The 25,642-nt window shown below is 72.4% G+C and carries 22 protein-coding genes and 1 pseudogene; 12 read left to right on the forward strand and 11 right to left on the reverse strand.

Going from position 1 to position 25,642, the window contains the following annotated elements; all coding sequences use genetic code 11:
• Nucleotides 1-64: 64 nt before the first annotated feature.
• Both OHB00_RS48050 and OHB00_RS48055 read left to right on the forward strand, forming a co-directional pair.
• The gene (locus tag OHB00_RS48050; RefSeq protein WP_406444970.1) at nt 65-694 is read left to right on the forward strand and encodes a TetR/AcrR family transcriptional regulator; all 630 of its coding nucleotides are present in this window, start codon (nt 65-67) and stop codon (nt 692-694) included.
• A gap of 13 nt (nt 695-707) precedes the next feature.
• Nucleotides 708-2,381 (forward strand): FAD-binding dehydrogenase, encoded by a 1,674-nt coding sequence (locus OHB00_RS48055; RefSeq protein WP_406444971.1) that lies wholly within the window; start codon nt 708-710, stop codon nt 2,379-2,381.
• Here the strand turns inward: OHB00_RS48055 and OHB00_RS48060 are convergent.
• Complete coding sequence (locus OHB00_RS48060) at nt 2,378-2,713, reverse strand: DUF488 domain-containing protein (protein WP_406444973.1); 336 nt, start codon at nt 2,711-2,713, stop codon at nt 2,378-2,380. The two genes, OHB00_RS48055 and OHB00_RS48060, sit on opposite strands and share 4 nt — an antisense overlap.
• A gap of 106 nt (nt 2,714-2,819) precedes the next feature.
• Between OHB00_RS48060 and OHB00_RS48065 the strand changes: the two genes are divergently transcribed.
• The 4 genes from OHB00_RS48065 (at nt 2,820) to OHB00_RS48080 (ending at nt 7,681) form a co-directional block, all read left to right on the forward strand.
• Complete coding sequence (locus OHB00_RS48065; RefSeq protein ID WP_406444975.1) at nt 2,820-4,223, forward strand: M1 family metallopeptidase; 1,404 nt, start codon at nt 2,820-2,822, stop codon at nt 4,221-4,223.
• Nucleotides 4,224-4,348: 125 nt separating this feature from the next.
• The gene (locus tag OHB00_RS48070; protein ID WP_406444977.1) at nt 4,349-5,092 is read left to right on the forward strand and encodes a hypothetical protein; all 744 of its coding nucleotides are present in this window, start codon (nt 4,349-4,351) and stop codon (nt 5,090-5,092) included.
• Nucleotides 5,093-5,123: 31 nt separating this feature from the next.
• Nucleotides 5,124-5,825, forward strand: a complete 702-nt coding sequence (locus OHB00_RS48075) for a response regulator transcription factor (RefSeq protein WP_406444979.1) — start codon at nt 5,124-5,126, stop codon at nt 5,823-5,825.
• Nucleotides 5,822-7,681, forward strand: coding sequence for an ATP-binding protein (locus OHB00_RS48080; RefSeq protein ID WP_406444980.1), 1,860 nt, complete (start codon nt 5,822-5,824; stop codon nt 7,679-7,681). The genes OHB00_RS48075 and OHB00_RS48080 overlap by 4 nt, the downstream gene beginning before the upstream one ends.
• On the opposite strand, the gene OHB00_RS48085 is transcribed toward OHB00_RS48080, so the two are convergent.
• Nucleotides 7,674-7,928, reverse strand: a complete 255-nt coding sequence (locus OHB00_RS48085) for a WhiB family transcriptional regulator (RefSeq protein ID WP_406444982.1) — start codon at nt 7,926-7,928, stop codon at nt 7,674-7,676. The genes OHB00_RS48080 and OHB00_RS48085 overlap by 8 nt on opposite strands.
• Nucleotides 7,929-8,040: 112 nt before the next feature.
• Nucleotides 8,041-9,255, reverse strand: coding sequence for a saccharopine dehydrogenase family protein (locus OHB00_RS48090; protein WP_406444983.1), 1,215 nt, complete (start codon nt 9,253-9,255; stop codon nt 8,041-8,043).
• A gap of 53 nt (nt 9,256-9,308) precedes the next feature.
• Between OHB00_RS48090 and OHB00_RS48095 the strand changes: the two are divergent.
• Nucleotides 9,309-9,437, forward strand: a pseudogene (locus tag OHB00_RS48095) (TetR/AcrR family transcriptional regulator); the annotation flags it as partial.
• Nucleotides 9,438-9,554: 117 nt separating this feature from the next.
• Here the strand turns inward: OHB00_RS48095 and OHB00_RS48100 are convergent.
• Nucleotides 9,555-10,439 (reverse strand): LysR family transcriptional regulator ArgP, encoded by an 885-nt coding sequence (locus OHB00_RS48100; protein WP_406444984.1) that lies wholly within the window; start codon nt 10,437-10,439, stop codon nt 9,555-9,557.
• Between the two features lie 86 nt (nt 10,440-10,525).
• Here OHB00_RS48100 and OHB00_RS48105 point away from each other — a divergent pair, with 86 nt between their 5' ends.
• Both OHB00_RS48105 and OHB00_RS48110 read left to right on the forward strand, forming a co-directional pair.
• A complete protein-coding gene (locus tag OHB00_RS48105) occupies nt 10,526-11,143 on the forward strand; it encodes a LysE/ArgO family amino acid transporter (protein WP_406444985.1) in 618 nt (205 codons plus the stop codon).
• Between the two features lie 128 nt (nt 11,144-11,271).
• Nucleotides 11,272-12,576, forward strand: coding sequence for an MFS transporter (locus OHB00_RS48110; RefSeq protein ID WP_406444987.1), 1,305 nt, complete (start codon nt 11,272-11,274; stop codon nt 12,574-12,576).
• 4 nt (nt 12,577-12,580) lie between these two features.
• Here OHB00_RS48110 and OHB00_RS48115 read toward each other — a convergent pair whose 3' ends face one another.
• Nucleotides 12,581-13,030, reverse strand: coding sequence for a cyclic nucleotide-binding domain-containing protein (locus OHB00_RS48115; RefSeq protein WP_406444989.1), 450 nt, complete (start codon nt 13,028-13,030; stop codon nt 12,581-12,583).
• A 398-nt stretch (nt 13,031-13,428) separates the two neighbouring features.
• Here OHB00_RS48115 and OHB00_RS48120 point away from each other — a divergent pair, with 398 nt between their 5' ends.
• Nucleotides 13,429-13,848, forward strand: coding sequence for an ATP-binding protein (locus OHB00_RS48120; protein ID WP_406444991.1), 420 nt, complete (start codon nt 13,429-13,431; stop codon nt 13,846-13,848).
• 236 nt (nt 13,849-14,084) lie between these two features.
• Nucleotides 14,085-14,915, forward strand: coding sequence for a SigB/SigF/SigG family RNA polymerase sigma factor (locus OHB00_RS48125; RefSeq protein ID WP_406444992.1), 831 nt, complete (start codon nt 14,085-14,087; stop codon nt 14,913-14,915).
• Between the two features lie 16 nt (nt 14,916-14,931).
• On the opposite strand, the gene OHB00_RS48130 is transcribed toward OHB00_RS48125, so the two are convergent.
• Both OHB00_RS48130 and OHB00_RS48135 read right to left on the reverse strand, forming a co-directional pair.
• Nucleotides 14,932-17,184, reverse strand: coding sequence for an FUSC family protein (locus OHB00_RS48130; RefSeq protein WP_406444994.1), 2,253 nt, complete (start codon nt 17,182-17,184; stop codon nt 14,932-14,934).
• Between the two features lie 16 nt (nt 17,185-17,200).
• Nucleotides 17,201-18,586, reverse strand: coding sequence for an NAD(P)/FAD-dependent oxidoreductase (locus OHB00_RS48135; RefSeq protein ID WP_406444996.1), 1,386 nt, complete (start codon nt 18,584-18,586; stop codon nt 17,201-17,203).
• Between the two features lie 249 nt (nt 18,587-18,835).
• Between OHB00_RS48135 and OHB00_RS48140 the strand changes: the two genes are divergently transcribed.
• Entirely contained in the window at nt 18,836-19,645 is an 810-nt protein-coding gene (locus tag OHB00_RS48140; protein WP_406444998.1) for a methyltransferase domain-containing protein, read from the forward strand.
• Nucleotides 19,646-19,658: 13 nt separating this feature from the next.
• On the opposite strand, the gene OHB00_RS48145 is transcribed toward OHB00_RS48140, so the two are convergent.
• The 4 genes from OHB00_RS48145 to glgB form a co-directional block, all read right to left on the reverse strand.
• Nucleotides 19,659-20,090: an ATP-binding protein gene (locus OHB00_RS48145; protein WP_406445000.1), complete on the reverse strand. Its 432-nt coding sequence runs from the start codon at nt 20,088-20,090 to the stop codon at nt 19,659-19,661.
• 96 nt (nt 20,091-20,186) lie between these two features.
• A complete protein-coding gene (locus OHB00_RS48150) occupies nt 20,187-22,088 on the reverse strand; it encodes an AMP-dependent synthetase/ligase (RefSeq protein WP_406445002.1) in 1,902 nt (633 codons plus the stop codon).
• Between the two features lie 152 nt (nt 22,089-22,240).
• On the reverse strand, nt 22,241-23,329 hold the full coding sequence (locus OHB00_RS48155; protein ID WP_406446319.1) for a glutamate--cysteine ligase: 1,089 nt from the start codon (nt 23,327-23,329) through the stop codon (nt 22,241-22,243).
• A 106-nt stretch (nt 23,330-23,435) separates the two neighbouring features.
• Nucleotides 23,436-25,640, reverse strand: coding sequence for a 1,4-alpha-glucan branching enzyme (glgB, locus tag OHB00_RS48160; RefSeq protein ID WP_406445004.1), 2,205 nt, complete (start codon nt 25,638-25,640; stop codon nt 23,436-23,438).
• Nucleotides 25,641-25,642 lie beyond the last annotated feature (2 nt).

A 25,642-nucleotide genomic window follows, 5' to 3' on the forward strand; every position in this document is an offset into this window, starting at 1 on the left:
CGGCGGCCTCTTTCGATACACCAATGCATCCGATACATTCGTGTATCGAACGGAGGTCGGGCGCATGACAGAGAACGGCCGCACACCCCAGCGCGTGACCCGGCGGCGGGTGCGGACCCGTGCCCGGCTGCTCGACGCCGCGTTCACCGTGTTCGCCGCCAAGGGCTTCGGGCGGGTCTCCATCGAGGAGGTCTGCGAGGCGGCCGGGTTCAGCCGGGGCGCCTTCTACTCCAACTTCGCCACCCTCGACGAGCTGTTCTTCGCCCTCTACCGGGAGCGCGCCGACCTCATCGCCCAGCAGGTCGCCGACGCGCTCGCCGGCGACGGACCCGGCCTGGACGTCCCGGCCTCCGTGGACCGGGTCACCGACGTGCTGCTCCTGGATGTGGACTGGCTGCTGGTGAAGACCGACTTCCTGGTGCACGCCGCCCGGGACCCGGCCGTCGCCGAACTCCTCCTCGGCCACCGCGCCCGGCTCCGCCAGGCCATCGCCGACCGGCTCGTCCGGGCTCGCGGCCACACCCCGATCCCCGCCGTGCTCGGCGATGTCGAGGGCGCGGCCCATGCGGTGGTCGCCGCGTACGACGGAGTCACCGTCCAGCTCCTGCTCGACAAGGACGTGGACCGGGCCCGTGCCTGGCTCCAGCAACTGCTCACCGCGCTGCTGACCGACGGCAGCACCCGATTCGGATAAGAAAGGCGTCGCCATGGACGCGGACGTCATCGTCGTCGGAGCAGGCCTCGCCGGCCTGGTCGCCGCGCACGAACTCACCAGCAGGGGCAGGCGCGTCGCCCTGGTCGACCAGGAGAACGCCGCCAACCTCGGCGGCCAGGCGTTCTGGTCCTTCGGCGGGCTCTTCCTCGTCGACTCGCCCGAGCAGCGCCGCCTCGGCATCAAGGACTCCCTCGACCTCGCCTGGAGCGACTGGCAGGGCAGCGCCCAGTTCGACCGGAAGGACGACGAGGACTCCTGGGCGGTGCGCTGGGCGCGGGCCTATGTCGAGTTCGCGGCCGGGGAGAAGCGGCCCTGGCTGCAGAGCCACGGCATCAGCCTGCTGCCCACCGTCGGCTGGGCCGAGCGCGGCGACCTGCGCGCCCACGGGCACGGCAACTCCGTTCCCCGCTTCCACGTGGCCTGGGGCACCGGCACCGGCGTGGTCGAACCCTTCGCCCGGTACGCCAAGCAGGCCGCCCGCGACGGACTGCTCACCTTCCACCACCGTCACCAGGTCGACGAACTCGTCATCGAGGACGGCGAGGTGCGGGGCGTACGCGGCACCGTCCTGGCCCCCGACGACTCGCCGCGCGGCGTCGCCTCCAACCGCGACCGGGCCGGCGACTTCGAACTCACCGCCCAGGCCGTCGTCGTCACCAGCGGTGGCATCGGCGCCAACCACGACATCGTCCGCCGCTACTGGCCCGAGCGCCTCGGCACGCCCCCCGCCGAGATGGTCACCGGCGTCCCCGCCTACGTGGACGGCCGCATGCTCGACATCAGCGCGGAGGCCGGCGTCCGCCTGGTCAACCGCGACCGCATGTGGCACTACACCGAGGGCATCCAGAACTGGAACTCCGTCTGGCCCGGCCACGGCATCCGCATCCTGCCCGGCCCGTCCTCGATCTGGCTCGACGCCCTGGGCCGCCGCCTGCCCGACCCCTGCCTGCCGGGCTACGACACCCTCAACACCCTCAAGTACCTGCGCACCACCGAGGACATCGCCGGCCACGACCACTCCTGGTTCGTCCTGACCCGGAAGATCGTAGAGAAGGAGTTCGCGCTCTCCGGCTCCGAGCAGAACCCCGACATCACGGCCAAGGACCGCAAGGCCGTGCTCCGCGACCGGCTGCTCGGCAAGGGGGCGCCCGGCCCGGTGCAGGCCTTCCTCGACAACGGCGCGGACTTCGTCACGGCGAACTCCCTGGAGCAGCTCGTCGAGAAGATGAACGGGCTCACCGACAAGGCGCTCCTGGACGCGGCCGAGGTACGCCGCCAGATCGTCGCCCGCGACCTGCAGATCAACAACTCCTACAGCAAGGACTCCCAGGTCCAGGGCATCCACAACGCCCGCCGCTACATAGGCGACCGCCTGGGCCGGGTCGCCACCCCGCACCGCATCCTCGACCCGGCCGCCGGGCCGCTGATCGGCGTCAAGCTGCACGTCCTGACCCGCAAGACCCTCGGCGGCATCCAGACCGACCTGGACTCCCGCGCCCTCGGCTCCGCCGGGCAGCCGATCGGCGGGCTCTACGCGGCCGGCGAGGTGGCCGGCTTCGGCGGCGGTGGCGTGCACGGCTACAACGCGCTGGAGGGCACCTTCCTCGGCGGCTGCCTGTTCTCGGGCCGGGCGGCGGGCCGCGCGGCGGCCGAGCAGACCGCCTAGCCGGCCAGGAGCCGCGCCAGCACGGTGGCGTGGCTCTCGTCCGGGGTCTTGGACGCGGTGAGCAGGGTCACCCGGCCCTTGTGCACCGACTTCCGCAGGCCGTCGAGGAGTTCGGCGGCCTCGGGAGCGGCCAGCTCCGCCTCGTAACGACGGGTGAACTCCGCGTACGACCCGCCGCCGTGGAACCAGCGGCGCAGCTCGTCCGACGGCGTCAGCCCCTTGGGCCACTCGTCCACGTGCGCGTCCTCCTTGGACACCCCGCGCGGCCACAGACGGTCCACCAGGACGCGCCGCACCCCGTCCTCCGGCTCGGGCGACTCATAGAGCGCCACGGGCTGCCGACGCGGCGCAGCTTGACCAGAATGAGGGGGAAAATGGAACACCCGCGCGCCTAGGCTGTAGGGCCGTTGATCATCGGCCACCCCCCAGGGAGCTCATGTGCAGGGCGCAAGCAGACGTACCGCAGTCCTTCGCCGCGAGGCCGTCCTCGCCACCGTCCCGGTCGCCGTGGCGGCCCTGCTCGCCGCCGCCGGACCGGCCTCGGCGAGCACGATCGGCGCCGCGGGCGCGGGCGACCCGTACTTCCCGCTCAGCGGCAACGGCGGCTACCACGTCAGCCACTACGATCTGACGCTGCGCTACGACACATCCTCCCGGCACCTCGACGGCAAGGCGGTCCTCACCGCCCGCGCCACCGAGAAGCTGACCCGCTTCGACCTCGACCTCAGCGGCCTGACGGTCACCCGGGTGACCGTCGACGGCCGAACCGCGCGTTTCAGCCGCAGCGGACAGGAACTCGTCGTCACGCCGTCGCGTGCGCCGGCGAAGGGCCGGGACTTCCGGGTCACGGTGGTGTACGGCGGCACACCCAAGCAGGTCACCGACCCCGACGGCTCGGCCGACGGCTGGATCCGCACCGACGACGGCGCGTTCGTCGCCGGGGAGCCGCAGGGCGCGATGACCTGGTTCCCGGGGAACAGCCACCCCAAGGACAAGTCGTCGTACGACTTCACGATCACCGTTCCCAAGGGCCGCACCGCCGTCGCCAACGGCGTCCTCCTCGGACAGCACACGTCCGGGGGCCGCACCACGTTCCGGTGGCGGCAGAGCGAGCCGATGGCCGCGTACCTCGCGACCGCCACCGTCGGCAAGTTCCAGGTGCAGCAGTACACCACCCGGGACGGGATCAAGGTGTACAACGCGGTCGACCCGCGCGAGGCGAGCGCGTCGGCGGCGGTGCTGAAGAAGCTGCCGTCGGTGCTGGAATGGGAGAGCAAGCTGTTCGGGCCGTATCCGTTCCGCTCCGCCGGGTCGATCGTCGACCACGCGCCGGACGTCGGGTACGCGCTGGAGACACAGGGCCGGCCGATCTACGACTCGGCGCCCGATCTCAGCACGCTCGTGCACGAGAACGCCCACCAGTGGTTCGGCGACTCCGTCTCCCTCACCGCCTGGAAGGACATCTGGCTGAACGAGGGCTTCGCCACCTACGCCGAGTGGCTGTACAGCGAGCAGCACGGCGGCGACAGCGCGCAGAAGACCTTCGACGCGCTGTACGCGCAGCCGGCGAGCAACGAGTTGTGGGCGTACCCGCCGGGGGATCCGGGCAGCGGGAAGAACATCTTCGGCACGCCGGTCTACGCGCGGGGCGCGATGGCGCTGCACGAGCTGCGCAAGGCCGTCGGGGATCCGGTGTTCTTCCGGATCCTGCGGGCATGGGCGTCGCAGTACCGGTACGGGCACGGGACCACCGCGGAGTTTGTGAAGCTCGCGGAAGGGCAGTCGGGGAAGGATCTCGGTTCGTTGTTCCAGACGTGGTTGTACAAGAAGGGCAAGCCGTAGCAGTGGTCCGGGTGCGGGCCGGTGGGCGCTTGTCGCGCAGTTCCCCGCGCCCCTGACGGGGCGCTCCAGTCAACGGGGATGAGAAGCTGACCAGTTCCTTACAAGTCTGCGCCAGAGTCGATCTCATGATCCATCGCAGAACAGCTGTCGCCCTCCTCTCCGCCTCCCCCCTCCTGCTCTCCGGGTGCGGGGGTGGCGCCGAGGCCGCGCCGAGCCGGTCGCAGGACGACCGGCCGGCGTCGCCGGTGACGGCTTCCCCCACACCCGCGAACAGCCCGCAGCCCTCGGGCATACCGGGCCTCGGGCCCAGGACGACGGCCGCGATACCCGAGCGGGCGGAGCAGGTGGTCGTCGCCAGCGGGCGGGGCGAAAACTCGCCGCTCTCCACCGTCGTCCTCTACGAACGCGACGACAACGTCTGGCAGCCCGGCGCCAGTTGGCCCGCGCACAACGGCAAGGACGGCTGGAGCGAGCACCACATGGCCGGGGACCTGCGCTCGCCCGTCGGGGTGTACGGGCTGACCGACGCCGGGGGCCTGCTCGCCGACCCCGGGAGCAGGCTGCCGTACCACCGGTCCTACGGTTTCACCTCGCCCGGCACCGGGTTCGAGGGCGAGCCGCTGGAGGGTTCCTTCGACTACGTGATCGCCGTCAACTACAACCGCAAGCCGGGGACTTCACCGCTCGACTGGACCCGGCCGATGGGCGCGAGCCGCGGTGGTGGTGTCTGGCTGCACGTCGACCACGGCGGTCCGACGCACGCCTGTGTGAGCGTCGCCAAGGCGCACATGAAGGAGCTGCTGCGCACCCTCGACCCGGACCGGCATCCGGTGGTCGTGATGGGGCACGCCGGCTGGCTCGCCCGGTAGCCGGCCGGAACTCCGCTTAGGATCCGAACCTGTGTGCGCACATGTGCTGGTTGCCGAGGACGACGAGATGCAGGCCGAGCTGATCCGGAGATCACTGCTCGCCGAGGGGCATACCGCGATCGTGGTCCATGACGGGGCCGCGGCGCTGGACGCGGCCCGGCGGCTCGGGCCCGACCTGGTCGTCCTCGACCTGATGCTCCCGGTGATCGACGGCTTCGGCGTCTGCCGGGTGCTGCGCGGCGGCGACCCGGAGATCCCGGTGCTGATGCTCACCGCCCGGTCCGACGAGGACGACGTGCTGCTCGGCCTGGAGCTGGGCGCCGACGACTACATGACCAAGCCGTACAGCCCGCGTGAGCTGATGGCCCGGATCCGGACGATCCTGCGGCGCAGCGGACGGGCCGCCGCCGTCCGCGAGGAGGAGCCGGCCGTGACCGCCGCCGGGATCGGTGTCGATCCGGTGCGGCACACGGTGCACTGCGACGGGGAGCCGGTGGAGGTGACCCCGGCCGAGTTCCAGATCCTGCTCGCCATGGCCGGGGAACCCGACCGGGTCTTCACCCGGCGGCAGTTGCTGCAGTGCACCCGCGGCTTCGACCGGTCCTCCACCGAACGGGCCGTCGACGTCCATGTGATGAACCTGCGCCGGAAGATCGAGGCCGATCCCCGTCGGCCGGTACGGCTGGTGACCGTGTTCGGGGTCGGCTACAAGCTGAGCGGCGGCCGGCCGTGAAGCCCCGGATACCGTGGCGCAGACGGCTGCTGGTCCGGCTGCTGTTCACCTCGGTGCTGATCGCCGTCTGCTCCGTGGCCGCCACCGCCTGGCTCGCCGTGACGACCACCACCAGCGCGCTGGAGGAGGAGCAGGGACAGGACCTCGCCGCCGACAACAAGATCCTCGCCCAGCTCAGCGGGTACGCGGCGGACCACCCCGACTGGGCCGGGGTGCAGGCCACCGTCCGCGCGCTGGCCGCGAAGACCGGGCGCAGGATCGCGCTGACCACCGCCGACCGCACGCTGATCGCCGACTCGGCACCCCACGACACGCCGCTGCCGCCGCGGCCCGCCGCTGCCGTGGACCCCCTGCACACCGACACCTACACCGAGTTCGGGGCCCAGCTCAGCGGCATCGACCCGCGCGCGGTCGGGCCGTTCCGGCTCACCGCGGCGGAGCGCGAGAAGCTGGACACCGTCGCGAAGAAGGAACAGGAGTGCTTCGACCGCGTGGGCATCGGGACCACCCTCCAGCACACCCCGAGCGGACGGCCGCACGTCGTCGTCGACGACGCGCGGGGCGCTCCCCTGGAACTCAAGGTCGGGTGCGGCAACGTCTACGGCGAGTCGACCGGCGAGACGGTCGACGCGCTCGACAACCCGACCCCCACCGAGAACAAGGCCCTCGACGCGCTGACGTCCCTGGCCCGCCCCTGCCTCCAGGCCAAGGGCCTCGACCTCGGCAAAGTGCTCACCCTCACCTACGACACCACGGGACGCGACCCGGTCTCGGGCGGGTTCCTGGTCACGGAGAAGGGGATCCAGCGGAAGCCGGACCAGGCCGCGAAGAACTGTGTCACCAACGCGCGGCGTACCCAGCTCGAACCGTACGTCGCCCCGGCCGCCGAACTCTTCCTCGGCATCGGCGACCAGACCGCACCCCGCTTCGACATGTCCCCGGCCAACAAGGCCAGGATCGTCGGCGCGGCCGGCCTGGTCCTCGCCGTCACCGTGGCCGTCACCGTCGTCGTCGCCACGCGTCTGGTACGACCGCTGCGGGAGCTCACCGCCGCCGTCCGGCAGCCGCCCGAACTGCACGTCCGGGCACCGGTGCGCACCCGGGACGAGACCGGGCTGCTGGCCGAGGCGTTCAACGACCTCACCGAACGCCGGGAACGCCTTGAGGAGCAGCGCAAGGCGATGGTCAGCGACATCGCCCACGAACTGCGCAGCCCCCTCACCAACATCCGCGGCTGGCTGGAGGTCACCCGGGACGGCCTCGTGGACCCCGCCCCGGCCCTGCTGGCCTCCCTGCACGAGGAGGCGCTGGTCCTGCAGCGGATCATCGACGACCTCCAGGACCTGGCCGCGGCCGACGCCGGCACCCTGCGCGTGCACCGCGAACCGGTGCGCGCCGCCGACCTGATCGAGCAGGTCGCCGCCGCCCACGGGGTCGCCGCCGACGCGGCCGGGGTCACCCTGCTGACCGACGCCGACGGCACCGCCTGGCTCGACGCCGACCCGGTGCGGATGCGGCAGGCCCTCGGCAACCTGGTCTCCAACGCGATCCGGCACACCCCTGCCGAGGGCACGGTGACCCTGTCCGCCCGCCACGACGGCGACGTCGTCGTCCTCACCGTCACCGACACCGGCCAGGGCATCGCCGCCGACGATCTCCCGCACGTCTTCGAGCGGTTCTGGCGCGCCGAGAAGTCCCGCAGCCGCCGTACCGGAGGCAGCGGTCTCGGCCTGCCGATCGTGCGCCATCTGCTCGCCGCCCACGACGGCACCGCGGAGGCGCGCAGCGAACCCGGCAAGGGCGCCGAGTTCACCCTGCGGCTGCCGGCCGCGCCGGCCCCGGCCGAGGTCAGCTGAACCGGCGCTCCGCCCGCTGCCGGCGCCGGGTCAGCAGCCGGCGTTCCGCCTCGGTCGTGCCGCCCCAGACGCCGACGGCCTGCCCCGTCTCCATCGCCCAGCGCAGGCAGGCCTCCCGCACCGGGCAGCGCTCGCAGACGGCCTTCGCGCGCCGCGTCTGATGCAGCGACGGGCCGGTGGTGCCGATCGGGAAGAAGAGGTCCGGGTCCTCGTAGCGGCACTCGGCGTGGTCTCGCCAGTCGTCCATCGAAGTCACCTGCGATCCAAGTCGATTCTGCCGTGGGTGTGTATGTTGCTCGGAACCGGGTCACCGGTCCTGGCACGGCTGAAACGGCCAAGTCCCGCGGGATTTGCGGGCGTCACCGCTCGCGCAGTCCCCAGGGGGAGCCGTATTCGGTCAGCAGGTCCAGGAACGGGCGGGCCGGGAACGCCTCCGGGCCGAGGACGCCCGAGCCCGACCACGCGCCGGTGGCCAGGAGTTCGAGGGCGACGACCGGGTTGAGGGCCGTCTGCCACACCACGGCCTGACAACCGTACTCCGCCATGGACCACTCGTTGTCCACTACGTGGTAGAGATACACCTCCCGCGGTTCCCCGTCCCTGGTCCCGCGCACCCAGGTGCCCGCGCACGTCTTGCCGCGCATGCGGTCGCCCAGCGTCGCCGGGTCGGGCAGCGCGGCGGCGACCACGTCCCGGGGCGAGACCGATACCGGTCCTTCGGCACCGGGCACGGCCACCGGGGCGGTGCTGTCCAGCCCCAGCAGGTGCAGCGTCTTGAGCGTCTCGATGAACTCCCGGCCCAGCCCGTACTTGAAGGTGACCCGCCGCGCGTCCACCCAGCGCGGCACCAGCAGCACCTCCTCGTGCTCGACGTTCACGCACTCCACCGGCCCGATGCCCTCGGGGAAGTCGAACACCTCGGGCTCGCTGAACGGCGCGGTGGTGAACCAGCCGCGCCCCCGCTCGTAGACGACGGGCGGGTTGAGGCACTCCTCGATGGTGGTCCAGATACTGAAGGAGGGCGCGAAGTCGTAGCCGTCCACGGTCAGGTTCGCGCCGTCGCGGATGCCGATCTCCTCGATCTCGTCGAAGAGCTCGTCGGCCGCGTACCGCGCGAACACGTCCGACAGCCCGGGCTCCACCCCCATCCCGACCAGCGCCAGCGCCCCCGCCTCGGCCCACTCCCCGGCCAGCGCGAACTGCTCGTCGCCGAGCTTGACCCCGCACTCCTCGTGGGGTCGCTCGGGATGCGGCCGGGACAGCGACATCGCCATGTCGAGGTAGCCGGCCCCCGCCGTACGGGCGGCCCGGAACAGGGGCATCACGAAGCGCGGGTCGGTGGCGTTGAGCAGCACGTCGCAGCCGTGCCGGGCCAGCAGCGCGGCCACGGCCGCCTCGTCACCGGCGTCGACGCGCTCGGCGCGGAACCGGTCGTCACCGACGGCCGCCACCGCCGCCTCGGCGCGTGCCGGGTCGTAGTCGGCGACCACCATCAAGTCGAAGAACGGCCGCCGGGCCGCGATCCGGGTGACGGCGGTGCCCACACCACCGGCACCCACGAGCAGTACACGCATGCGGGAATCTCCTTCGCGGACAGAGAGCGAGGTCGAGTAGCGGGGGCGCCCTGGCCCGCCTGCAACCCACCACCCACCCACGCATCGCGGAGGCGTCGCGGCTACTGGCCGAGCGCATGGTGACGAGCGCCTATCCCACGGCCCTGGACATGCTCCTGGACAGCGCAGAACGGTCCTTGTGAACGCCCCTGTCCTGAAGCGGCCCTTCAGGGCGTGGGACTGCATTTGGTATGCGGCTCCGCCGCGTGGGCGCGGGAAGTCCCCACCGATCCGCGCCCGCGCGACCACCCGCAGCCCCCTCACGGTTGGCGCAACGCACCCCCCGCCGCACGCACCACCGCCTCCGCCACCGCCCCCAGAGCCGGCGAATCCAACTTCCACTGCTGCCAGTACAACGGCGCGTCAACCCACAGTTCTCGCCCGCCGACCCGCACCAGCCGGCCCTCCCGCAACCGCGGCTCCGCCTGCGCCTCCGGCACCATCCCCCACCCCAGCCCCGCCGTCACCGCATCCACGAACCCCTCCGACGTGGGCACGTGGTGCCGCAGCGCACTCGCGCCCGCACCGCCCAGCCGTCGTACGAACCCGTCCTGGAAGTCGTCCACCCGGTCGAACACGATCACCGGCGCCTCGGCGAGCACATCCGGCAGCACCCCCGCAAGACGCGCCGCCGCGAACTCCGGCGCCGCCACCGGCAGGTACCGCATCCGCCCCAGCGCCCGCACCGAACACCCCGGCACCGCGTCCGGCGACGAGGTCACCGCGGCCATCACCAGTCCCTCCCGCAGCAGCGCCGCCGTGTGGTCCTCGTCCTCGCGCCGCAGTTCGACACAGACCCCCGGCAGCCCGGTCAGCGCCCCCAGGAACCACGTCGCCAGCGAGTCCGCGTTGACCGCGACCGGCACCCGGGCCGGCTCCCCGGTGCCGCTCATGCCGAGCTCGCCGCGCGCGTCCCGCTCCAGCCGCGCCAGTTGCCGGGCGAACCGGACCAGCACCTCGCCCGACTCCGTCGGCCGTACCGGCTTGGTGCGCTGGAGCAGCACCCGGCCCGTGCGCTGCTCCAGCGCCTTCACCCGCTGGCTGACCGCCGACGGCGTCACGTGCAGGGCCGCGGCCGCCGCGTCGAACGTGCCCTCGTCCACCACTGCCAGCAGCGTCCGCACCTGGTCGAGCGGAAGCTCCACCGATCCACTCCTTCCTTCAGCTGTGCTAATGGTGCGTAAAAAACTTTAGCTGTACCCACGGTGATCGCTTCCGTAGCGTCGAGGGCATGTCCAGCTCTCTCGCCGCCGCTGCCGCAGGCTTCGGCAGCGGCCTCTCGCTCATCGTCGCCATCGGCGCCCAGAACGCCTTCGTGCTGCGCCAGGGCATCCGCCGTGACGCGGTCCTCGTGGTCGTCGGCATCTGCGCGCTCTCCGACGCCGTCCTCATCTCGCTCGGCGTCGGCGGGGTGGGCGCGATCGTGGTGGCCTGGCCGGGTGCGGTGCGGGCGGTCGGGCTGATCGGCGGTGCCTTCCTGCTCTGCTACGGCGCCCTGGCCGCCCGCCGGGTCCTGAGGCCCGGCACCGGCGGGCTGCGCACCGACGGTGAGGCGGCGGGCTCCCGGCGCCGGGCGGTGCTCACCTGCCTGGCCATGACCTGGCTCAACCCGCACGTCTATCTGGACACCGTGTTCCTGCTCGGCTCCCTCGCCGCCGACCGCGGCGACCTGCGCTGGACCTTCGGCCTCGGCGCCGCCCTGGCCAGCCTCTGCTGGTTCACCGCGCTCGGCTTCGGCGCCCGGCTGCTCGGCCGTTGCCTCGCCGGGCCGGCGGCCTGGCGGGTGCTGGACGGGCTGGTGGCGCTGACCATGTTCGGGCTCGGCCTGATGCTCGTGGCAGGATCCTGAGGCGCGCGGACTCCACAGCGGCCGCATCCTGAGACAACCGGTTCGGCGGCCACGGAAGTTGCTGCGATAGTGAACCCGCAACCGAAAGATGTACCGGGCATCGAGAAGACCAGGACACCAGGAACTCCGTGGACACCAGCGAGAGCGGCACCCAGTCCGACATACAGACCCCCGACGACACCACGGCGGCCGCGCCCCGGAGCGGCTGGCGCCGCTGGGCGATGGACACCCGCCCGCTGCGCGTTCCGGCCTACCGCCGGCTGTGGACGTCGACCATCGTCACCTCGGTCGGCAGCCAGCTGACCGCCGTCGCCGTGCCCAAGCAGATCTTCGACATCACCGGCTCGTCCGCCTGGGTCGGCGCGGCGAGCCTCGCCGGACTGCTGCCGCTGATCGTGTTCGCGCTGTGGGGCGGCGCGGTGGCCGACACCATGGACCGCCGCAAGCTGCTGCTGGTCACCAACACCGGTATCGGCGTCACCTCGCTGCTGTTCTTCGCCCAGGCGGCCACCGGGATGAAGTCCGTGGCCGCGCTGATGGTGCTGCTGGCGATGCAGCAGGCCTTCTGGGGGCTGAACGCGCCCGCCCGTACCGCCTCCATCGCCCGGCTGGTCCCCGAGGCGCAGCTGCCCGCCGCCAACGCGCTCGGCTCCACGGTCATGCAGACCGGACAGGTGGTCGGCCCGCTGCTCGCCGGCGCCCTGATCCCCGTGATCGGGTTGCCCGAGCTGTACCTGATCGACGCGCTGGCGCTGTGCGTGACGGTGTGGGCGGTCCACCGGCTGCCCGCGCTGCCGCCGCTCGGGGGCGCGACCGCGCGGCGCGCCGGGGTGCGCGAGATCGCGGAGGGCTTCCGGTACATCTCCATGCACAAGGTGCTGCTGCTGTCGTTCCTCGCCGACATCATCGCGATGGTTTTCGGTATGCCCCGCGCCCTCTTCCCGCAGCTCGCCGCCCAGACCTACGGTTCCTACGGCGAGGGGCTCGCGCTCGGCCTGCTGTTCGCGGCGATCCCCATCGGAGCGGTCCTCGGCGGGCTCTTCTCCGGCACCTTCTCGCGGGCGCGTCGGCACGGCCTCATGGTGATCGCCGCGGTCGTCGGCTGGGGCGCGGCCATCGCCGGGTTCGGGCTGAGCCGCAACCTCTGGATCGCCGTCGCCTTCCTCGCCGCCGCCGGGGTCGCCGACATGGTCTCGATGGTCTTCCGCGGCGCGATCCTGCTCTCCGCCGCGACCGACGAGATGCGGGGCCGGATGCAGGGCGTGTTCACCGTGGTGGTCGCGGGCGGCCCGCGGCTGGCCGACGTGCTGCACGGCACCGCGGGCTCGGTCTTCGGGCCGCGCGCGGCGGTCGCGGGTGGGGGACTGCTGGTGGTGGCCGTGATGCTGGCGCTGGCCGCGGCCGTCCCGGCCCTGCGCCGCTACCGCGTCTGACCGGCTACACGGGCCGCCGCCCGGCGTAGGCGTCGAGGAGCTTGCCGCGGGTGACCTCCAGGCGGCTGGCGAGGATCTCGGCGACGGTGCGCACCAGCGACAGGCCGAGCAGCGGGTCCTCCACGCACAGCGCGAGCACGGCCGCGGCGTCGTACTCGTAGGCCCGTACCTGGCTGAAGGCCACCGCCCCGAAGTCCCAGGTGTACGGCGGGAACAGCCAGGACCAGCCGAGCAGGTCGCCGGCGCCCAGACTGGCGACGGTGACCCGTCTGCGGGACGTCACCTCCTGGTCCAGGTTGACGGCTCCCGACCGGATCACCCAGAAGCGGTCCGCGGTGCCGCCGGCCTCGAAGATCCTGATGTCCTCGGGGAAGGACACCTCGTGAGCCAGTTCCATGAGGCGCTCGCGCTGCGCCTGCGGCAGGGCGGTCAGCAGTTTGATGGCTTTGGTCATGGCTCGGGGCTCCTCGCCGGCGAGGGTACGGGGTGCTTTCCCTACGCCCATTTCAGCCGCTGCCGTCCCGCCGGGCACCTCGAAGAAGGTGAGAATCGCCGTCGGGACAACGTCCGGGCATGAAAAAGCCCTGGCTGGACGGGGGAGGCCAGCCAGGGCCGTCAGAGGTGGCGCGGGGAGGACCTGATGTCAACTCCTCGACCACTTATGGGTGAACGGTAAACCATCCAGAGCCGTTTCGCGTAGCTGGGAACAGGCTACGTGACCTGTTTCACTTTGGGGAGCCCTCGCGGCCCTGGAACTGGTTTGGCGGCGCCCCGACCGGTCAGCCGCATAGAAGAGCCCCGTACGGACGGGACACAGCCGACCAACCGGGCCACCATCCAGGGAGCGAAAGGATGCAGGACAAGTACCGGACCGAGTCAACAGTCGCACCATTCGAATCCCGTCGGCCGCCGCTGCGGCCGGCCGACGCTCGCAGTGCGGTACGCGGTGCCGTGGCCCGACGGGCCCAGCCGTGCACCGCCGGCGCCCTCGACGACGCCCTGCTCGTCACCTCGGAACTGGCCACCAACGCGATCCTGCACGGCGGCGGCATCACCGGCTTCGACGTCGACGTCGAGGGCTGCGCGGTACGGGTGTCGGTCAGCGACCGCAGCGACGAGGTGCCCGTGGCCGAACGGGCCGCGGACGAACGGCACCGATGGCGGCCGGGCGGCCGGGGCTGGCCCATCGTCTGCCGGCTGGCCCGTGACGTGGAGGTCGCCGGACTGCCCTGCGGGGGCAAGCGGATCACCGCCGTCGTACCGCTGAACTGAACCTGTGAGCAGCCTTCGGGCCGGACGGTGTTTGCGCCGGGATCGAAGGGGCAGGCGGAGTGTCGTGCTTCGGACCGGAGGCGCGCGCCAGTGGGAGCAGTCGTACGGCAGCCCCCGGGCCCGCAGAGCGGTCCGGGTGGTGCTCCCCCGGCGACCCTGACACCGCAAGTTCGGGCCCAGTCCCGGGACCACGTTCCGGTGACGCCCTGAAACCCACAGTTCAGGAGCGATTCCGCATGCCCACCGATTTGTCGACCAGCCGTTCCCGCACGCCCGACCACACCACCCCCCCGACGCCCCGCCGCACCCACGACGACGCCCCCGACACGGCGGTGCTCTTCGCCCGCCTCGCCGGGCTGGCCGACGGCCCCGAGCGGGACGCCCTGCGCGACGAGTTGGTCGCAGCCTGGCTGCCCATGGCCCACCGGATCGCAGGCCGCTTCCGCGACCGCGGCGAGTCCGTGGAGGACCTGCGCCAAGTCGCCGCGCTCGGCCTGGTCAAGGCCGTCGACCGCTACGACCCGTCCCGCGGCGCCTTCGAGAGTTACGCGGTGCCCACCATCACCGGTGAGGTCAAGCGGCACTTCCGCGACCGCATGTGGGCGCTGCGCGTACCGCGCCGGGTGCAGGAACTGCGCAACCGGGTGCGGGTGGCCCGCCGCGAACTCACCGAGCACCCCGGATCCCCCGAACCCACCCCCGCGGCCATCGCCGCCCACACCGGGCTGACCGAGGACGAGGTCAACGCCGGCCTGGAGGCGCTGGAGAGCTTCAGCACCCTGTCCCTGGACGCCGAACTCTCCATGGGCGAGGACGGTTACAGCCTCGCCGACACCCTGGGCGAGTCCGACGGCTCCTATGACGTCGTCGTCGACCGGGAGGCGGCCAAGGAGGGGCTGCGTCGGCTGCCGGAGCGGGAACGGGCCATCCTCTACATGCGGTTCTTCGAGGACATGACGCAGAGCCGGATCGCCGACCAGCTCGGGATCTCCCAGATGCACGTCTCCCGGCTGATCAGCCGCAGCTGCGCCCGGGTCAGGGCCGAGGCCATGGGACGGTCCGTCTGACGCCCCGTGTCGCCGCTCAGGCGGCCGCGCGCGGCCGCACCGGCACCCCCAGCGGCCGGGCCAGGCCCACCACCGCCTCGTCGAGGCGCTGCAGATGGCGCAGCACCCGGTCGGTCACCCGGCCGTAGCGCGGGGCGCCCAGCGTGCCCGGCTCCAGCATCGCCGCGATGCTGGGGCCGGTCTCCATCTCGGGGACGGGGCGCCGGCCGGCCACCTGGGCGGCGATCGCCTCGATGTTGTGCACGATCCGCTGCCCCGCCCCGCGCAGCCGGGGATCCGCCGCGATCGACGGGTGCGTGGGCAGCAGCTCCGCCGTCGCCGCGAGGGACCGCGCGTGGTAGGCGCACGTCTCCAGGAGTGCCACCACATAGCGCGCGGTGTCCCGGCGGGAGCGCAGCGGGGTGATCGGATGGGTCAGCGGCTGCACGGCCGCCGCCAGGTCGGCCAGTGCCTGGTCCAGGTCACGGGCCTTCTCCACCAGGTCGGCCGGCGGCGCCCCGCTCAACTGGTCGGCGGCGGCCCGGGTGACGTCGGCCAGCCGGTCCAGCGTCTGTGCCAGCAGTTCGTCGGTGCGGCGGTCCGTGTGCACCGGCAGCACCACCGCGGCCGCGATCACCCCGCACACCGCGCCGAGCGCCGTCTCCGCCACCCGCAGCACCAGGACGTCCAGGCTGTAGGTGTTGAGAAGCGTGTACAGCAGACCCAGCATCGCCGTCACGAAGAACGACATCAGCGTGTACGACAGCGGTGCCGAGTAGAACATCGCGAAGATGAACAGCAGCACCAGCCCGAACGCCGTCCAGGTGTGGTGCCCGACCAGGCCCGCGAGCAGGATGCCGGCCACCACGCCGAGGACCGTGCCGAGCAGCCGCCGGTAGCCCTTGACCAGGATCTCGCCGGTGGACGCGGTGTTGATGAACACGATCCAGCAGGTCAGCACCGCCCAGTACCAGCGCTGGGCGGACAGGAACTCGCCGCCCACGATGGCCAGCGAGGAGCCGACCGCCACCTGCACCGCCGCCCGCGTGGTCGGCCGGCGCAGCCCGGTCGCCTCCTCGGCCTCGCGTTCGCCCTCCTCGGCGCTCTCGATGGCCGCGTCCTCGGCGTCCAGTTCCTCCCGGGACCGGGAGGTGGCCGGAGTGTCGTCGGACTCGTCCTGCGGTCCGTCCAGCGCGATCCGCAGCCCCAGCACCGAGCGCGCGGCCTCGCCGATGCCCCGGAACACGTCCTGGACGGCGGCCGGGGCGGGCGGCAGGTCCTCCCCCTCGCGGTAGCCGAGCAGCCGGTTGCGCAGCCGGGCCAGCGCGGTTCCCCGCTCGGGCCCGGCCGGGCGCAGCACCAGCAGCCGCAGCGCCTCCAGATCGAGCCGCAGCCGCTCCATCGCCTCGTCCCGCACCGGTTCCACGGCGGCCGACGGCAGCGGGGCGCCCGGCAGATGCAGGGTGAGTGTGTCCGCCCGCTCGGCGCTGCGGGCGGTGAGCAGCAGCAGCCCGAGCCGCTCGGCGGCGATCTCGGCGTCCGCGATCCGGCGCTGCACCAGCCTGGCCACCGCCTCGTCGGCCGTACCGTCCGCCAGCCGCCCCTGGATCAGCAGGGCCGTCTCGTGCAGCCGGGCGGTCCTGACCCGGACCTCCTCCACCGCCCGGTCCAGCTCGCCCGGCCCCGCGTCGAGCAACTCCGCCTGTGCGGAGACCAGTTGGGCGAACCGGACCCGGAAGGCCCGCCGCAGCCGGTCCAGGATGCCCGCGGCCGTCTGCCGCACCACCAGGAACCGCGCCACGGCCGCGCAGCCGAACGCCACCGTGATCGTGACATACAGGCCAGGCAGCGCGGGCACGGTCGCGTGCACGAACAGCGAGGCGAAGTAGATCTGGAAGCCGATCAGCCCCAGCGCCGTACCCCGGTCGCCGAACCGGCGGCTGTAGACCGCGCCGAAGATGAGCGCCACGAAGAACAGGTCGCCGGTCACCACCCGCGCGTTGAGCAGCGCGCCCAGCGACATCGAGGCCAGCGCCACCGGCAGGCCCAGAGCGAGCGTGACGGCCTGCTGCGGACGCCCCTTCTCCCGGATCGCGAAGGTGGCGACCATCGCCGTGATGGCCCCGGCCACCAGATGGGACACGTCGAACCGCAGCGCCGCCAGCACGGCGAGCGTGAGCGCGATCGAGGTGACCGTGCGCAGACCGGCGGTGAAACGGAGCAGCCCGGGGTCGGCCGCCGCGAGCCGCCCCCGGATCTCCGCCCCCGCCGACCGCCCCGCCGCGCTCACCGAGCCGCGCTCTGCGTCACGCCGTGGCGGCACCGGGGGCTTCGGGGCCCTCGGCGCGCGCCCGGACCTGCTCCGGCGTCAGATAGGTGTCGGTGTACTCGAAGTCCTTGAGCCGGGCGGGCCTGCGGGACTGGAAACCCGTGCGTACGAAGTCGTCACCGGCCAGCGCGTTCAGCAGCCAGTTGGTCGCGACCCGGGTCTTGGCCACGTTGGTGCGCAGCGCCGACCAGTGGTAGCCGCGGGCCACCGCCTGGGCGGGCAGACCGCGCAGTTCGATGCCCAGCGGCTTGGAGACCGCGTCCTTGCCGCCCAGGTCCACCACCAGCCCCAGGTCCTTGTGCACGTACGGTTGGAGCGGCCGGCCCCGCAGGGCCGCGATGACGTTGTCGGCGACCACCTTGCCCTGCCGCATGGCATGCTGCGCGGTCGGCGGGCAGACCGCGCCCGCCTCGTCCTTCGCCTGGTCCGGCACGGCCGCGGCGTCGCCGAGCGCGAACACCCCGTCGTGGCCCGGCAGGGCCATCTCGGCGGTGACCGCCAGGCGTCCGCGGACCGTCTCCGCGCCCATGGTGGCGATCAGCGGGCTGGCGACCACCCCCGCCGTCCAGATCAGCGTGTGGGTGGGCACCACACGGCCGTCGGTGAAGGTGACCTCCTCGGGGCCCGCCTTCTCGATCGACACCCCCAGCGAGACGTCGATGCCGCGGCGGCGCAGCACCTCCTGCGCGCTGCGGCCGAGCTTGTCGCCGAGCTCCGGCATCAGCTTCGGGGCGATGTCGATCAGGTGCCACTTGATCAGCTTCGGGTCCAGGTTCGGGTAGCGGTGCAGTGCCGCGTGCGTGAGCTTCTGCAGACAGGCCGCGGTCTCGGTGCCCGCGTAGCCGCCGCCGACCACCACGAACTGCAGCCGCGCCGCGCGCTCGGCAGGGTCGTCGCTGGCGTCGGCCAGGTCGAGCTGGGAGATGACGTGGTCGCGGATGTAGGCGGCCTCGGCGAGAGTCTTCATCCCGAACGCGTGCTCCGTCAGGCCCGGAATGTCGAAGGTGCGGGTGACGCTGCCCGGGGCCAGCACGATGTAGTCGTACCGCTCGTTGACGAGCTGCTCGGTGATGGTGCGCACCACGCACACCTTGGACTTCAGGTCCACCCCGATCGCACCGCCCGGGAGGATCCGGGTGCGGTACCTCTTGCTGCGGCGCAGCGAGACGGCGATCGACTGGGGCGTCAGCACGCCCGAGGCGACCTGCGGCAGCAAGGGCAGATAGAGCTGGTAGGAAGTCGGCGACACCAGGGTGATATCGGCTTCGTCGGGGGAGAGTTTCCGCTCCAGGCGGCGCACGCATCCCACTCCGGCGAAGCCTGCGCCCACCACCAGGATCCTGGGTCGTGTCACGGTGTCCATCCCTTTCTGCTGCTCCAGGCCGTCCGGCTCAACGCCGTTCGCGTGCCCCGGAACGCTTGCTTCGCACACATCGATCCCACCGTGCCCGACGCCGTTGCGCCAGCCGGGCGGGGCAGGCAGCCGAACGCGTGGGCTCCAGCATGCCCCTGGACCGCCGGGAGAAACCGGATGTCGCACAGATAAGCGGCGGACTTGCGTCCGGTCGAAGGCCGTCCCACGGCGATCACGTACGCCAGTAGAGTGCCCGCCATGGCGCAGACCCAGCCCGGAACGGGCTTCCAGAAGCGGCACATCGACCCCGACCGCGTGTCCCCGCTGGTGGCCGCCCTGGACTCCCAGGACGCCAATCCGGGCGTACGGCGGCTGCGCGCCTGGGCCGAGGAGGCGCTGGCGGTACGGCCCGGCGAACGGCTCCTCGACGTCGGCTCCGGAACCGGCTCGCAGACCCGGGTGCTGGCCGAGGCGGCCGGCCCGGACGGCGTCGCCATCGGCGTCGAGGTCAACCCGAGTCTGCGCGCGGTCGCCGAGGAGCGGTCCGCCGACAGCCGGGCCCGCTACCTGCAGGGAGACGCGGAGGCGCTGCCGGTGCCGGACGGCTCGATGGACGTCGTGTGGTGCGAGCGCGTCCTTCAGCACCTCCACGAGCCCGACCGGGCGATCGCCGAGATGGCCAGGGTGCTGCGCCCCGGCGGCCGGGTGGCGGTGCTGGACACCGACTGGGGGACCACCCTCCTGCACCCCGGCGACCCGGCGGTGGTGCGCGCGCTGACCGCGACCGCCCTGGGCGGCGCCAACCCCTACTCCGGGCGCCGGCTGGTCGGCCAGCTGAGCGCCGCCGGCTTCGTGGTGGACGACCGCGGCTCGCAGGCCCTGCTCCAGGACCACCGCTCGGTCGCCTGGCCGCTGATCCGCATGCTCGGTGAGGCCGCGGTGCGCACCGGCGCCGTCACGGAGGAACAGCGGGACACCCTGTACGCCGATCTCGCCGAGGCCGCCGAGCGGGGAGCGGTGCACATGTCGGTCACGATGTTCGGGGCCGTCGCGCACCGGCCCGAATGACCGCACCCGGCCCTCACCAGGGCAGGAAGGCGTGGACGTCCTTGCCGTCGTCGGTGAGGACCACGCTGACCTGGTCGCAGAGGGTGTGCAGCAGATGCCAGCCGATGCCGCCCCCGCCCCCCTGCGGATGGAAGGGCCGCGGCTCGGGCCGCACCTGGCTGGAGTCGTGCATCGTGACGTGGACGCCGTCGTACGTACGCCGCATCCGCAGTTCGAAGGGCCCCGGCGCGTACTGGACGACGTTGGCGGCCAGCTCCGTCACGACCAGCAGGATGTCGTTCCAGCAGTCGGGGCCGGTGGGCGGCGAGCTGCGGGCGAGGCCCGCGAGGTAGCCGTCGGCGGCGAGCCGGGCACCGGTCACATCGCGTAGCCGACCCGGGAAGGAGACCGTGCAGCCGTCGGTCTCCGCGGATCGCCTGTCGTCCCGTCGTGGTCCGGTCCCCATCTCGTCTCTTTCAGCCCCGCACAGTGGCCGTCGTCGCGTTGGTCTCTTCTTCTTCGCCGCGAGTTCCCACCATGGCGCCGGATACGCGTGCTCCGCTCACCGGAAGACGTTGTCCGAGTCGTCCCAGTCGGCCGGCTCCGGCTGTCCCGGCCGCCGTACCGCGTGCGAGCGGGCCTGGTACATGGCGTCGATCTCGGCCGCGTAGTGGCGCGCTATGGCGTCCCGGCGCAGCTTCATCGACGGTGTCAGCATGCCGTTGCCCGGGGCGAACGGTTCCTGGAGCACCCGGTAGACCCGGATCGACTCGGCGCGGGAGACCACACTGTTGGCGGACGCGATGGCGCGGGCGATCTCCTCGCGCAGCGCGTTCTCCTCGCGTGCCTCGCGCCCCGGCGAGTCGCCCGGCACCGCCAGCGCCCCCCGCCAGTGCGCGAGGAAGTCCGGGTCCAGGGTGATCAGCGCTCCCACGCAGGGCCGGTCGTCGCCGACGACCACGGCCTGGTGCACCAGCGGATGCATCCGCAGCCGCTGCTCCAGCGGGGCCGGGGCCACACTCTTGCCGCTGCTGGTGATGATGATGTCCTTCTTGCGGCCCGTGATGGTCAGATAGCCCCCGGAGTCCAGCCGCCCGATGTCCCCGGTGGCCAGCCAGCCGCCGCGCAGCGCGGCCCGGGTCGCGTAGTCGTCACCGACGTACCCCTGGAACACCGACGGCCCGCGCACCAGGATCTCGCCGTCCTCGGCCACCTGGATCTGGGTGCCCGGCAGAGCCTGGCCGACCGTGCCCGACTTCTCCCGGCCCAGCGGCTGCATGGTGATCCCGCCGCTGGACTCGGTGAGGCCGTAGCCGTCATGGACGTACATGCCGATGCCCTCGTAGAACAGTGTGAGTTCACGGCTGAGCGAGGAGCCGCCGGAGGTGGCCCGCAGGACCCGCCCGCCGAGCGCCCCGCGCAGCTTGCGGTACACCGTCCGCTCGTACAGGGCGTGCTGCAGCCGCAGGTCGAAGCCGGGCCCCGCGCCGGTGCCCAGCCGCTGCCGCTCCAGGGCCGCGGCGAAGTCCCGGGCGGTCTCCGCGGCCCGCTCGAACATGGCGCCCCGGCCGTGCTGCTGGGAGGTGCGCAGGAACGTCTTGTACACCTTTTCCAGCACCGACGGCACGGCGTACAGATAGGTCGGCCGGAACGTGCGCAGCGCCTCGGCGAGCGCGGCCTCGGTCATCTCCGGTTCGTGACCCATCAGGATCCCGCCGCGCAGGCAGATCACCATGATCATCAGGCCGTACACGTGCGAGAACGGCAGGAAGGCCAGGACGGAGCCCTGTTCGCCCGGGCGCGCCGCGGTGTGTCCCCAGCCCGCCAGCAGGGTGTCGCAGGGGTAGGCCAGTCCGCGGTGGCTCAGCGCACAGCCCAGCGGGCGGCCCGAGGTGCCGGAGGTGTAGGTGATGGCCGCCGTGGAGTCCGGCATCACGATCCGGCGCAGCGACTCCACCGTGGTCAGCGGGACGAACACGCCCTTCTGCACCAGCTCGGGCAGCGCCCCCGCGTCCAGCTGCCAGACGTGCTTGAGCCGGGGCAGCCCCTCGCACACGGTGCCGACGGTCATCACCGCCTGCTCGTCCTCGACCACGACGGCCACGCAGCCGGCGTCCCGCAGGATCCACTCGACCTGGTCCCGCGAGGAGGTCGGATGGATCGGGACGACCTCCGCCCCCACCGACCACAGCGCGAGGCCGAACACCGTCCACTCGTAACGCGTCCGCGCCATCACGGCCACCCGGTGCCCGGGCGAGATCCCCGACGCGACCAGCCCCTTGGCGAGGTCGACCACTTCGTCCCGCACTTCGGCCGCGGAGACCTCCTCCCAGCCCGCGGCGGCCTCGGGCCGGCGCGCCAGCACCGGCAGTGTGGGGTTCCGGTCCGCCGTCTCGAAAATGCTGTCGGCGAGCCCGCCGGTCAGGGTCGAAGCGGTCGTCGGAGCGAGGGCGTCGTCGCGCATGCGCTGCTCCTGGATGTACGGAGGGTTACCCTCCCGATCAGTATTGTTGTCGATGCGGGTTGAATCTAGCCCAGGGGAGTGCGGCTCGTGTCGGGAACGGTCAACTCGTTTCCCCCTGATGACAAAGCTCAGCCCTGGAGCTCAGCCGCAGCTCAGCCCTGGGTGCGGCGCACGCACTCCACGACGACGTCCCGCAGGCTCCCGGTGCGCTCCAGGAACGACCGCTGCTCACGGGCGCCGGTGCCCCTGTGCAGCAACTGTGCGACGGCCTCCTCGGCGCCGGCCGTGTCCCCGCTGTCGGCGAGCGCGTCCGCGGCGTGCGCCAGCAGCGCGCGCACCACGTCGGGGGCGGGCCGGGGCCGCATGGTCACGGGGTCGAGGAGGTCATGCTCCAGGCCGTCGCGGGCGGCCAGCCAGGAGGCCAGCCGGAGCATGCTCACGCTGGGGTCGAGCGGCGGCCGCCCGGCCCGCCAGTCACGCGCGGCCGTCTCCACCAGGGCACGGATCAGCGTGGCGACGAGGACGGTGGTGTCCGCCCGCAGGCACACGTCGGCCACCCGGATCTCCACCGTGGGGTAGCGCGTGGACAGCCGGGCGTCGAAGTACACCATCCCGGTGTCGAGGATGACCCCGCTGGCCACCATGTCCGCGACCCGCCGCCGGTACCGCTCGGGCGAGCCGAACAGCTCGGTCGGCCCCGCCGACGGGCCGCGCGCCCACAGCCGGCTGCGGAAGCTGGCGTAACCGGAGTCCCGGCCCTGCCAGTACGGCGAGTTGACACTGAGCGCGCGCAGCACCGGAAGCCAGGGCCGGAGCCGGTCGAGGACGGCCACCCCTTCCTCGTCGGACTCGACCGACACGTGCACATGGCAGCCGCAGACGAACCAGTCCGCCATCGCGGCGCCGTACCGCCCGGCCATCCAGCGGTAGCGTTCGTGCCGGGTGACTGCCGGGTCGACCGGCAGGGGACAGGTCGCCATCGCGGCCACCGCGCACCCGATCTCACCGGCCAGCCGGCCCGCCTCCTTGCGGCACCGCGCGATCTCGGCGCCGAGCTCGGCCATGTCCCGCTGCGGACTGGTGGCGAGCTCCAGCATCTGCCCGAACAGCTCCATCTGGAACACGGCCTGTCCGGGATCGTCCTGGGCGGCGCGGTCGAGGACGGCGGCCGACCAGGGCATGGGCTCCCCGCTGTCCGGGTGGACCAGCAGGAGTTCTTCCTCCACTCCGACGGTGCGCAGCACTGGGAACCGCCCTCCGGCCGGGCCGCGACCGGGCGCGGCGGGGTCTTTCATCCCGGACTGCCCGGCCCCGGCCGCGGAAACACGTGCCGGCGCCCTCGACGGGCTACGGGCCGACAGGCTCCAGCCACACCGTGGCGAGCGGGGGCAGCGTCAGCCGCAGAGCCCCGTCGTCGGCGAGCAGCGGCCCCCGGCTGACGACGTCCCCGCCGCCGTACCGGGCACTGTCGGTGTTGAGGATCTCCTGCCAGACGGGCGTCCCTCTGGGCACGTTCAGCCGGTAGCCGGGACGGACCACGGGGGAGAGGTTGGAGACCGCCAGCAGCGGCCGGGCCTCGGCATCGAACCTCAGGAAGGCGAAGACGTTGTCCTCCGCCGCGTCCCCCACGACCCACTGGAAACCCGACGGATCGGTGTCGCGCTGCCACAGGGCGGGGTTGCGGCGGTAGGCGGAGTTGAGATCGCGGACCAGATCCCGGACACCCCGGTGATCGGCCTCGGCGCCGTAGCCGGGGTCGAGCAGCCACCAGTCGGGGCCGTCGGCGTGGGACCACTCACCGCCCTGGGCGAACTCCTGCCCCATGAAGAGCAGTTGCTTGCCCGGATGGGCCCACATGAAGGCCAGATACGCGCGGTGGCCGGCCCGCTGCTGCCACCAGTCGCCGGGCATCTTGGACACCAAAGACCGCTTGCCGTGGACCACTTCGTCGTGGGAGATGGGCAGGATGTAGTTCTCGCTGTACGCGTAGACCATCGAGAAGGTCATCTCGTGGTGGTGGTACTTGCGGTGGACGGGCTCGTGCCGGATGTACTCCAGCGAGTCGTGCATCCAGCCCATGTTCCACTTCAGCCCGAAGCCCAGCCCGCCGCTGTCGGTCGGCCGGGTCACCCCGTCCCACGCGGTGGACTCCTCGGCGATGGTTACCACGCCCGGCGCACGCCGGTACACGGTCGCGTTCATCTCCTGGAGGAACGCCACCGCGTCCAGGTCCTCACGCCCGCCGAACACGTTCGGCGTCCACTGCCCGGAGTCCCGCGAGTAGTCGAGGTAGAGCATCGAGGCGACCGCGTCCACCCGCAGCCCGTCGATGTGGAACTCCTCGCACCAGTACACGGCGTTGGCGACCAGGAAGTTGCGCACCTCCACCCGGCCGAGGTCGAACTCGTAGGTCCCCCAGTCCGGATGCTCGGCCCGCCGCTCGTCCCCGGGCTCGTACAGCGGGTCCCCGTCGAAGCGGGCCAGCGCCCAGTCGTCCTTCGGGAAATGGGCCGGCACCCAGTCCATGATCACGCCGATGCCCGCCCGGTGCAGGGCGTCGACCAGGTACCTGAAGTCGTCGGGAGTGCCGAGCCGGGAGGTCGGCGCGTAGAAGCCGGTGACCTGGTAGCCCCAGGAGCCGCCGAAGGGGTGTTCGGCGACCGGCATGAACTCGACGTGCGTGAAGCCCAGGTCGTTGACGTACGCGGGGAGCTCCTCGGCCAGCCGGCGGTAGCTCAGGCCCGGCCGCCAGGACGGCAGATGCACCTCGTACACCGAGAACGGTGCCTCGTGCACCGGCACGTCACCGCGGTGCGCCAGCCACTCCGCGTCCGACCACTCGTACCGGGACACCGTCACGATCGACGCGGTCGCGGGCGGTACCTCCGTCCGCCGGGCCATCGGGTCCGCCTTGAGGAACCGGCCGCCGTACCGGGAGGTGATCTCGAACTTGTACCGGGCGCCCTCGCCCACCTCCGGCAGGAACACCTCCCACACCCCGGACGCGCCGAGCGAACGCATCGGGAACTGCGTGCCGTCCCAGCACGTGAAGTCCCCGGCCACCCGGACCCCCTGGGCGTTCGGCGCCCACACCGTGAACCGGGTCCCCGCCACGCCCTGGTGACTCATCGGTTCGGCCCCGAGCGCCTTCCACAGCTGCTCGTGCCGGCCCTCCCGGATCAGGTGCAGGTCGAACTCACCGAGCGCGGGCAGGAAGCGGTACGGGTCGTGGACCTCCTGCTCCCCGTCCTCGTACTCGACGAGGAGCGTGTACGGCGGGACCTCGGCGTAGGGCAGCACGGCCGCGAAGAGCCCGTCGCCCTCCGGGGCCAGAGGGCTGCGCACCCCGTCGGCCAGCACGGTCACGGCCCGGGCGTGCGGACGCAGCGCCCTGAAGAGGGTGCCCCCGTCCACCGGGCGGGCGCCGAGCAGGGCGTGCGGATCGTGGTGGGCGCCCGCGAGCAGACGGCCGCGGTCGGCGGCGTCCAGCGGTGGGGCCGTGGGCCGGGAGGGCCCGGAGGGCTCCGGGAGCGAGGAGTCGCGCAGTGCCATGA

It is taken from the genome of Streptomyces sp. NBC_00631 (genome assembly GCF_045206895.1).
In the GTDB taxonomy this organism is placed as follows: domain Bacteria; phylum Actinomycetota; class Actinomycetes; order Streptomycetales; family Streptomycetaceae; genus Streptomyces.